1 protein-coding gene is annotated in these 448 nt (G+C 66.5%); it reads left to right on the top strand.

Going from position 1 to position 448, the window contains the following annotated elements; all coding sequences use genetic code 11:
• On the top strand, nucleotides 1–448 hold a 448-nt coding region (locus tag AC1DYG_RS19770; protein ID WP_477641551.1), incomplete at both ends, for a class I tRNA ligase family protein.

Here is a 448-nt window from a genome sequence, read left to right as displayed (position 1 = left end):
ACCTTGCCGCGCGGAACTCCGACCAGTTCGAGGCGCTGGACAAGGTCCTCGAGGTCTCGTTCGACCGCTTCATCCGGACCACCGACGCCGATCACGAGGCCGCCTGCCAGGTGCTCTGGCAGAAGATGGTCGAGTCCGGCGACATCTACCTCGACACCTACTCGGGCTGGTACTCGGTGCGCGACGAGGCGTTCTACACCGAGGCCGAGACCACGGTCGAGGAGGACGGCACCCGCCTCGCGACCGAGACGCGGACCCCGGTGGAGTGGACCGAGGAGTCCACCTACTTCTTCCGGCTGTCGAACTACCAGGACCGGTTGCTGGAGCTGTACGAGTCCCGGCCCGAGTTCCTCGAGCCCGCGACCCGGCGCAACGAGATCGTCAGCTTCGTCAAGGGCGGCCTCAAGGACCTGTCGATCTCGCGGACCACCTTCGACTGGGGCATCCC

It is taken from the genome of Pedococcus sp. P1_H8 (assembly GCF_056405175.1).
This window is presented reverse-complemented; position numbering and strand designations above follow the sequence as displayed.